This is a genomic window from Halocynthiibacter namhaensis (assembly GCF_000812685.1).
GTDB classification, from domain to species: domain Bacteria; phylum Pseudomonadota; class Alphaproteobacteria; order Rhodobacterales; family Rhodobacteraceae; genus Halocynthiibacter; species Halocynthiibacter namhaensis.
The window spans coordinates 1-9,782 of sequence record NZ_JWIF01000030.1 but is presented as its reverse complement, the minus strand read 5'-3'; the positions used below and the strand labels follow the sequence as shown (position 1 = coordinate 9,782).

7 protein-coding genes and 2 pseudogenes are annotated in these 9,782 nt (G+C 51.9%); 5 read left to right on the top strand and 4 right to left on the bottom strand.

Annotation, left to right across the window (positions count from 1 at the left end):
- The 4 genes and pseudogenes from RJ38_RS05630 to RJ38_RS05615 form a co-directional block, all read right to left on the bottom strand.
- Positions 1-231: pseudogene (locus RJ38_RS05630) on the bottom strand (IS3 family transposase); the annotation flags it as partial.
- A 21-nt stretch (positions 232-252) separates the two neighbouring features.
- Positions 253-906: pseudogene (locus tag RJ38_RS05625) on the bottom strand (IS3 family transposase); the annotation flags it as partial.
- Positions 870-1,355 (bottom strand): hypothetical protein, encoded by a 486-nt coding sequence (locus RJ38_RS05620; RefSeq protein WP_156121773.1) that lies wholly within the window; start codon positions 1,353-1,355, stop codon positions 870-872. The pseudogene RJ38_RS05625 and the gene RJ38_RS05620, both read right to left, overlap by 37 nt.
- A complete protein-coding gene (locus RJ38_RS05615; RefSeq protein WP_039017918.1) occupies positions 1,348-1,857 on the bottom strand; it encodes a hypothetical protein in 510 nt (169 codons plus the stop codon). The genes RJ38_RS05620 and RJ38_RS05615 overlap by 8 nt, the downstream gene beginning before the upstream one ends.
- Before the next feature lie 174 nt (positions 1,858-2,031).
- Between RJ38_RS05615 and RJ38_RS05610 the strand changes: the two genes are divergently transcribed.
- The 5 genes from RJ38_RS05610 to RJ38_RS05590 form a co-directional block, all read left to right on the top strand.
- Positions 2,032-2,211: a helix-turn-helix domain-containing protein gene (locus RJ38_RS05610; protein WP_238321656.1), complete on the top strand. Its 180-nt coding sequence runs from the start codon at positions 2,032-2,034 to the stop codon at positions 2,209-2,211.
- A 130-nt stretch (positions 2,212-2,341) separates the two neighbouring features.
- Positions 2,342-4,657, top strand: coding sequence for a type I restriction-modification system subunit M (locus tag RJ38_RS05605; protein ID WP_039017922.1), 2,316 nt, complete (start codon positions 2,342-2,344; stop codon positions 4,655-4,657).
- Entirely contained in the window at positions 4,657-6,090 is a 1,434-nt protein-coding gene (locus tag RJ38_RS05600) for a restriction endonuclease subunit S (protein ID WP_082005648.1), read from the top strand. Before RJ38_RS05605 ends, RJ38_RS05600 begins: the two co-directional genes overlap by 1 nt.
- Entirely contained in the window at positions 6,087-9,341 is a 3,255-nt protein-coding gene (locus RJ38_RS05595; protein WP_202903868.1) for a type I restriction endonuclease subunit R, read from the top strand. Before RJ38_RS05600 ends, RJ38_RS05595 begins: the two co-directional genes overlap by 4 nt.
- Before the next feature lie 210 nt (positions 9,342-9,551).
- Positions 9,552-9,782 (top strand): transposase (locus tag RJ38_RS05590; RefSeq protein ID WP_039017917.1); only part of this gene is annotated, 231 nt, incomplete at its 3' end.

The following is a 9,782-nucleotide window of genomic DNA, read 5'->3' as shown; positions in this document are numbered from 1 at the left end:
TTCTTTGATGCGGTCCCTTTCTTCGGTTGTCAGGCCTGCGCGCTGACCCTCATCACGTTCCGCTTGTTGGCACCAGATACGCAGGCTGTCAGGGGAACAGCCAAGCTTGGGCGCGATCGCTTTGTGTGCGGCTGAATCGCTGGAATAATTGACACGGTTTTCTCGAAAAAGCCGAACGCCACGTTCACGCAGCTCAGTCGGATAGGCGGGGGTATGTTTCTTCTTTGTCATAGGGCTCACCTTTGGAGTGTTTTACTCTCCGGTAAAACCGGGGCGGTTCATATAGAACCCGTTGATATACTGGAAGATCGCGCCTTCAGCCTGACGGCGTGTGTCCCAACGGTTGCGCCAAATCAGCTCAGCCTTAATGGATTTGAAGAACGTCTCGACCATAGAATTATCATAACAATTTCCCTTGCCGCTCATCGAGACCTTGAAACCGTGCTTGGACAAGCGCTTCTGATACTCATTTGAGCAATATTGCGAACCACGATCCGTATGGTGAATGCAATCCTCCGGTGGTTGGCGCAAAGCAACGGCCATATCTAACGCCCGGATTGCCAGATCCTTCTTCATGCGGTTACTGATAGCCCATCCGATGACGCGGCGAGAATACAGGTCAAGGATGACGGCAAGATACAGCCAACCTTCGCTGGTCCAAATGTAGCTGATGTCGCCAGCCCATTTCTGATTGGGGCCAGTCGCTGAGAAATCTTGATCCAACAGATTTGGTGCAATGTTGAACGTGTGGTTGCTGTCCGTTGTCGCCTTGTATTTCTGGGTTCTGATGATCTTGATGCCATTCTCGCCCATCAGACGTCCGACCCTGCGATGGCCCACCGGTAATCCCAATTCTTGCAGTTCCTCGGTTACCCCCGGATCACCTCGACTTCCTCGTCCGCAACGTCACCGTCCGCCGCCGCCACCTTCAAAGCCAGCGGGGCCATCAAGTCGAAGAACCCCACCGCCAACGTGTCCAGCGGCGTGTTCACAAACTTCGGGATCACCTCGACCTTGTCACCGGTCCCTTTCATCAGACGAATCACACCGTAGTACGCACCACCCGTCGCGACGCTGGCAGCAACCACCCAGCCCACCGGGGTTGCAGCCGCCGCAACCCCGAAGAGTCCGAAGAACCCACCTGACGTCGAGAAAAAGGTCGAAGCCACCACCGCAGATTTGGCAACAGTTGCCCCGGTGAAGGCAACCCCGGCAACGTCCCAGACCTCGAGAGCCCGATTCTTCAGGGTCAGACTGGTGTAGGCGTTCTCCCCGATCTCGAGACGTGCCTTGAAGCGCAGCGGATCAGCCACCACCCGTTCAACCTGCCTCAGTCGTTCCCCGATGTCAGTCAACGGCTCCACCTTTCAACGGATCGAAGGTCGCCACGGCCTCCATGATACGCCCTTCGAGGGCAGCATCGGCGAAGTCAGCCTTGGCCCCCATCAGCAACCCGAAGGCCGCCAGCAGAGGCGTCACCACGGGACCCAAAACGAAGCCAATCAGTGGCACCCCGCCGACCAACGCCCCGGCGATCGCCCCGAAAATCAACCCGAAGGACGCGTTCGGAAACCGTGAAACCAGTTGAAGAACCACCTCCAGGATCTTGTGCCCGATCTTGACCACCGTCGCCCCCACCTTCATGGCGGTCCCGGCCATTTTATACAGCAAAGCTTTGCTGTCGGCTGAGAGGTTCAGGTTATCTATCCGAGAAAGCAGCTCTTTTTTGAGAAGTGTCTGGGTCGTCAGTTCCGTCAGAAAGTCTTCGGACAGGTCGAGCCGCGTCTCGCCTGTTTCCGGGTTGGTCACTTGAAGTTCCATCTTTTCACCTTTTCTGAAATTCTCCGGCCAGATCATGACCAGTTTCGGTACGGAGCGCCCCGCGTAATTTTGAAGCGCCCGGCAATGCAACACAGCCAACTAGATACGAATGTACGTTAAAACAGGTAGAGCTAAAACCGGTGACACGCAATAGCTTTGGATGTGAAACGAACACCGAAAAGCCCTCTTAGAGATACCTTGGCTCGCAACATGAGATTGCTGCGTGCTGAGCGCGGCTGGTCGCAGGAAAAGCTCGCCGAGGAAGCCGGTTTGAATCGCACTTACCTGAGTGCCGTCGAACGCTCCGAGCAAAATATGTCCATCGACAACCTTCATCGCGTCGCCCTAGGTTTTGGTGTCGAAAGCTGGCAGTTGCTTCGAAACGACTGATGACACTTTGGCGCGAGAGGCCTGGGTGGTGTGTATCAGCAGCCTCTATTGGCTGTATCGGGCTATACAAAAAAAACTCATCAATCTAAGGTTGGCCAAACAAAAAAATATTTATAAACGGGCGGCAAACGTGTCTCAATCCACTAACAATCTTGCATCCTACATTTGGTCCCTGGCTGATCTTCTGCGTGGTGATTTCAAACAAAGTCAATATGGTCGTATCATTCTCCCCTTCACCTTGCTTCGTCGCCTTGAATGCGTCTTTGAAACGCGCAAGACTGACGTTCTTACAGAAGCCACCAAAATTGAAGGTATGGCAGCAACAGAAGAGCTAAAGGAAAAGCTTCTCCTGCGCGCCTCAACCCTCTCTTTCTACAATACCTCGGAAATGGATCTTTCGACGCTCGGTGCAAGCGGGATCAAGGATAACCTGGAAACCTACATCCAAAGCTTTTCCACAGATGCCCGCGAAATCTTTGAACACTTCAAATTTGGTGAGTTCATCGCTCAATTAGACGACGCGAACTTGCTGTATAAGGCTGTCCAACAAGTCAAAAGCGCTGACCTTCGGCCTGAAACGGTTTCCAATCATGACATGGGCTTGGTGTTTGAAGAACTTATCCGTAGATTTGCAGAAGGCTCCAATGAAACCGCCGGTGAGCACTTCACACCTCGCGATATCGTTGATCTGACGACCTCCCTTGCATTTATGGATGATGACGACGGCCTGACCACCGACGGTGCCATTCGGACCATTTATGACCCGACGGCGGGCACTGGTGGTTTCCTATCCGCTGGCATGGAGTATGTCCTTCAGTTGAACCCTGCTGCGGTGATGCGTGCGTTTGGGCAGGAATTGAATCCTGAAAGCTATGCGATCTGTAAGGCCGATATGCTGATCAAGGGACAAGATGTCACGAATATCAAATTGGGCAACACCCTGTCACAAGACCAACTGCCCAATGATAAATTCGACTACATGCTGTCCAACCCTCCTTTCGGTGTGGATTGGAAAAAGATCGAGAAAGACATCAAGGACGAGAATGCGATCAAGGGCTTTGACGGGCGCTTTGGCCCTGGCTTGCCGCGTGTCTCTGACGGATCACTTCTGTTTCTGATGCATCTGATTTCCAAGCTGCGCGACACGGACGAAGGTGGCGGGCGCATTGGGATCATCCTCAACGGCTCGCCCCTGTTCACCGGTGGTGCTGGGTCTGGCGAAAGCGAAATCCGCCGACATATCCTTGAATCAGATCTGCTTGAGGCCATCGTCGCCCTGCCAACGGATATGTTCTACAACACCGGCATTTCGACCTATGTCTGGGTGTTGACGAACAAAAAAGACCCCTCACGCAAGGGCAAGGTTCAGCTGATCAACGGCACCGACCTTTACAGCAAGATGCGTAAATCACTGGGGTCTAAGCGCAAATGGATGGATGAAGGCGACATCAAGACCATCACCCGCTGCTTTGGGGAATTTGAAGCCGTTGCGGCTGAAACGCTCGACAAGCCCGCAGACGCCAAAAGCAATCGCGGCAGACAGTCGGCCACGCCCAAGACCGAGACACCCAAAACGTTCGCGGCGAAAATCTTTGACACGCATGAATTTGGCTATCGTCGCTTGACGATTGAACGGCCTTTGCGCGAAAGCTATCAGTTCAGCGATGATCGCATCAAACCCTTGCGTTTTGCGCCTAAACCGCTGGCCGCCATCACCCAATGGATCTTTGAAAGCTTTGGCAAGGGTTGGGATGAACAGGGCAATGATTACGAGGTGCTAAACGCGCAAGAGGGTGAAATTCGCACCCATATCAAGGCAGAATTCCCCGAGCTGAAAGAGAAGCAGATCAAGGACGCGCTGGACCCAAAAACATGGGCCGCGCAACTGGCTATCTTGCAAGTCGCACGGGCGTTGCAGGACAAAATTGGGACCGATCAGCATGACGATATGAACGGCTTTGACAAGGCGCTCAAATCCACGGGCGTTGCGTTGGATGCCACGGCCAAGAAACAGATCACCAATGCGGTCAGTTGGAAAAACCCAAAGGCTGCGAAGGTTGTTAAGAAGCTGCATAAAAACACCCCCGCCACTGTCACGGCCAATCCGCTGTATGGGTTGTTCGATGTTGATGGTCAGCTTGTGGAATACAAACCCGACGGCGATCTGCGCGACAATGAAAACGTGCCGCTGGAGCCAACGCAACCCGTGAATGCAACAAACGAAGCGTATTTTCTGGCCGAGGTCGCGCCGCATGTGCCGGATGCTTGGATGGATGCGGGCAAGGTCGATGCGATTGACGGGGACATTGGCATCGTTGGGTATGAAATCCCGTTCAACCGGCATTTCTATACCTACACCCCGCCGCGCGATCTGGCGGAGATTGATGCTGAACTGGACGCCGTCAGCGCCGAGATTATGGCGCTGTTGCAAGAGGTGCATGTGTGATGACGGGGCCTGTGCAAGCAAAGTATAAGCCCTATCCAGCGTATAAGCCGTCAGGCGTGGAGTGGTTGGGAGATATTCCTGAGGGGTGGGAAACGAGAAAAGCAAAGCATCTTTTTCGCATCGAAACCGGGGGCACTCCATTGACATCAAACGACGAGAACTTCTCGGCAGATGGCACTCCTTGGGTCAAGCCGGACGATCTCAAGGAGCTATCTCCAGTATCCGAGTCTCAAAGGCAAGTGTCCCGCAAGGGGCTTGGAGGGATTCCCATCATACCGAAGGGTAGCATTCTCGTGTGTGGTATCGGAACGGTTGGGAAGTTTGGTATTGCTGGTGTCGACGTAATAACAAACCAGCAAATTAACTCGTTTATCCCCAAAATTAACATAGTTTCTCCTCGTTACGCGGTTTTTTCCCTTTCGAGTGCCTCTGAGCAAATCGCCGCTTCAGCAAATCGTGTAGTCGTGTCAATTTCCAACAAGACATCAATGCAAAACATTTCCCTTTGCTCTCCCCCACTCCACGAACAAACCAAAATCGCGACGTTTTTGGATTATGAGACGGCCAAGATTGATGCTTTGATTGCCAAGCAGCAGCGGTTGATTGCGCTGCTTGAGGAAAAGCGCCAAGCGGTGATCAGCCATGCGGTGACCAAGGGCCTAGACCCCACCGCCCCCCGACGCCCCTCCGGCATCGACTGGCTCGGCGATGTGCCGGAACATTGGGAGGTGAAACTTGGTAAGCACCTATTTGAATTTGTAACCAGTGGTTCACGTGGTTGGGCAGAATACTACAGTGATGAAGGCGCGCTCTTCTTCCGAATTACCAATCTTACGCGAGATACGATCCATCCGAAATTGAAGTCTCTCCAATATGTCACACCTCCCCGAGGCTCGGAAGGTGAGCGAAGTAAAATTGCCTTGGGAGATTTGTTGATTTCAATAACAGCGGACTTAGGCTCTGTCTGTGTCGCTGACGAGAGTTTAGAAGGCGGTTACGTAAGTCAACATGTTGCGTTATGTCGACCAAACGGTGAAGTGTTTTCTGCCGATTGGCTTGGCTACACAATACTTTCCGATGCGAGCAAATTTCAGCTGCTTGAGTCTGGTTATGGTGGAACAAAGATCCAGCTCAGTTTGCCAGATCTTAGAGAGCTTGTCCTTGTTAAGCCTCCAGAGTCTGAACAGATTGAAATTGCTGATTTCTTAGATGGCAAGTTACAATACTTTGCAAAAACATTGAAACGCGCAACACAGCAGATCACCCTCCTCAAAGAACGGCGCACGGCGCTGATCTCTGCCGCTGTCACGGGCAAGATTGATCTGCGCGATTGGCACATGCCTGAGGGGGGCCTTGATGCCTCCAACCCAAGCAACTCCGCCCAAGATATTTCCACCACAGATATTGACCAAATGCAGGAGGCAGGCGCATGAGTATTTCCCACGGCGTGACCCGCGAAGTTATTTTTCAAAACGAAATGATTGCCCAGATGGTTGCCGAAGGGTGGCAGCTTGGCACCCCCAGTGGATACAACCGCGAACTGGCGATTTATTCAGAGGATCTGATTGGTTTTGTCAAAGACACCCAAGATGGTGAATGGCAAAAGCATTGCAAGAATTACAGTGACCCCGAGGCCAAGCTGTTGGCCCGTGTCGCAAGCCAGCTTGATAAGGCCGACCCCAACGCCACCGGCAAGCAGCTGCGCACATTTGGAACCCTGGGTGTGCTGCGCCACGGTGTCAAAGACCGCAACGCCAAGTTCAAGCTGTGCCAGTTCAAGCCCGAACACGATCTGAACCCCGACACGCTGGCGCGCTATGGTAAAAACCGTCTGCGCATCGTGCCGGAACTGGTTTACAGCCCCTATGCGACGGACGCGCATCAGGCCGAGACCGGCACGCAGGCGAAGAAATGGCGCATTGATCTGGTGTTGTTTGTGAACGGTCTGCCCGTGGTCACGCTTGAGCTGAAGTCAGAGTTCAAGCAATCGGTGCAAAACGCGATCACGCAATACAAGAAAACCCGTCTGCCCGTTGATCCCGCCACCAAAAAGTCCGAGCCACTGTTGACGTTTAAGCGTGGTGCCTTGGTGCATTTCGCGGTCAGCCAGTTTGAGGTTTATATGGCCACCCGTTTGTCCGGTGCCGATACCTATTTCCTGCCGTTTAACAAGGGCACCAAGGATGGCGGCGCAGGCAATGACGTGCCTGCGGATGTGAACAGCTATGCCACTGGGTATCTGTGGCAAGAGGTGCTGCACCCCGATGCGTTGCTGAACATTCTCGCGCGTTTTATGCACTTGGAGATTGAGGAAAAGGAAGATTTTGAGGGGCGCAAGTTCAAAAAAGAAACGATGATCTTTCCGCGTTATCATCAGTGGGATGTGGTTGGGAAACTTGTGGAAGCTGGCAAGGTTGAGGGGCCGGGCAACAAGTACCTGATCCAACACAGTGCAGGGTCCGGCAAGTCGAATTCAATCGCCTGGACCGCGCATCAGCTGTCATCGCTTTTTGATGGCACCAAGAAGGTGTTTGATAGTGTGATTATCGTGACGGACCGCACCGTTCTTGATGATCAGTTGCAAGAAACGATCTATCAATTTGAACATCAAGATGGTGTTGTCGGACGGATTAACCGCGAAGAAGGCGATGGTTCGAAATCTGAGAAACTAGCCGCCGCGCTTGAGAGTTCGCAGCCGATTATTATCGTGACCATTCAAACCTTCCCCTATGTTTTGAAAGCGATTGAGAACAGCACCAACCTGAAAGAACGCAGCTACGCCATTATCGCGGATGAAGCGCATTCATCGCAAACGGGATCAACGGCAGGCAAGTTAAAAGCCGTGTTGATGTCTGAGGGCCATGATGCCGACGCCGAATTGAGTTCAGAAGATATTTTGGATGCAGCCGTTGCTGCCAAACGCAATGCGACCAACCTAAGTTACTTCGCCTTCACAGCAACACCCAAATCAAAGACACTGGAATTGTTCGGACGTGTGCCCAACCCAGATGAAGCCCCCTCAAAGAAAAACCTGCCCAAAGCCTACCATGTTTATTCAATGCGTCAGGCCATTGAGGAAGGCTTCATCCTTGATGTGCTGCGCAACTACACGAGTTACAAAGTTGCGTATAATTTGGCGCTCAAGGCCCAAGATGCGGATGCCGAGGTTGATAGCAAAAGGGCCAAGGTTAAGTTGAACCAATGGGTGCGGCTGCACGACTACAACATATCGCAGAAGGTACGTGTGATTGTTGAACATTTCAAAGAGAATGTTAGCGGGCTTTTGGGCGGGCAAGCGAAAGCAATGGTCGTTACCAGTTCGCGTAAAGAGGCTGTTCGCTATAAGTTGGCGTTCGACAAATACATCGTTGAGTGTGGTTATGAAAAGGTTCACGCAATGATCGCCTTCTCGGGTGAGGTGGAGTTTGGGGCAAGCGACCCAAACGCTGAGGGGTTACTTGGGGAAAAATTCACAGAGATCAATATGAACCCCAAGCTCAAAGGTCGCGATATGCGCAAAGCCTTTGATACCGACGACTATCAGGTGATGATTGTCGCCAACAAATTCCAAACAGGTTTCGACCAGCCCAAACTCTGCGCAATGTACGTTGATAAGAAGCTCGCTGGGGTGGAATGCGTTCAAACACTGTCACGATTGAACCGCACTTATCCGGGCAAGGAAGTCAGAGGAACTTATGTGCTCGATTTCTTTAACGAGCCTGAAGATGTCTTGGCCGCGTTCCAAGAATATTATCAGACGGCAGAGTTGTTGGATGTTTCAAACCCTGATCTGATTTTTGATTTGTCTGAAAAACTGCGCGCATCGGGTATTTTCTCATGGTCAGAGGTTGAAAGGTTTTGCGAGGCATTCTTGAAACAGTCCATGAGCAACGCCGCTGTTGCAAACATCTGCAAACCGGCAGTTGATCGATGGACGTCTCGATACAAGTCTGCGACCGAAGCCTATAAGACTGCAGTTGAAATGTTTGAACGGGCGAAGAAAAGCGGCGATGCCGTTTTGGTCGCTAACACAGATCAAACCCTAAAGGCGTGCAAAATAGAAAAGGACGCCCTAGAGCTATTCAAGAAAGACCTTGGGACATTTGTTCGCTTTTACGAGTTCATTTCACAAGTTGTAGATTACGACGACAAAGATCTTGAGAAGCTGAGTATCTATGCAAGGCAACTTGGCCCCCTTCTGCGCGAAGCAAACATGGACGAAGATGAGTTGGATTTGGGCGATGTCGCGCTCAGCCATTACCGCCTGTCAAAGATCAAACAGCAAAACCTGGGACTCGTGACAGATGCAGCCGAAGGCCTAAATCCCGGGAGTGGTTTAGGCAGCGGTAAAGCTAAAGACAAGCAAGAAGAATTCCTGTCTCTGATCATTGAACGCCTCAATGAAATCTTTGCCGGAGACGGCTTGACTGAAGCAGACATGCTTAGTTATGCGAGGACCATCAAAGAGAAGATTCAGGAAGATCCAAGGGTGATCACCCAAATCGCAAACAATACTCGCGAACAAGCCCTACTGGGCGATTTTCCAAAAGCTGTGGAGGAGGCAATCTTGAACAGCGATGAAGCACAGCAAAAACAAATGCTGAAGCTGCTTTCGATGTCAGACAAGCTTGGCCAGTTCATTAACACAATCTACGATATGATGCAGGATGATGTAGCTAGTTAGAGCGCCACCCAGATAAAAAAAGAAGAAGGTAGCCCCCGACCAGCACGAAGCCAGTCGGGGTTTTCGGTGGGCGGCTTTATCTCACAGGCAGTCTGATCTGATCGACAATCCCCCGTTTCTGCTCATCTGAGATCCCGGCAGAATAGATGCCGTACGTCAGCTTGAACCAGACCGGGTTTACCGGAGATCATAAAGCTTGGAAGATAAGTCATGATCAAAGGAAATTCAGGAAACCGTTTTTCAACAGAAGTCCGGGCGCGCGCAGTGCGCTTGGTGCTTGAGAATGAAGCGGATTATCGGACGCGATCTGAGTGCTTCAGATCGATTTCGAAGAAGATAGGATGCAGCCCCGAAACGCTTCGGGACTGGGTTAATAAACAATCGATTGAGACAGGAGATCGGGAGGGTCTGACGTTGTCAGAGCGGGCGCAGATGAAGGAA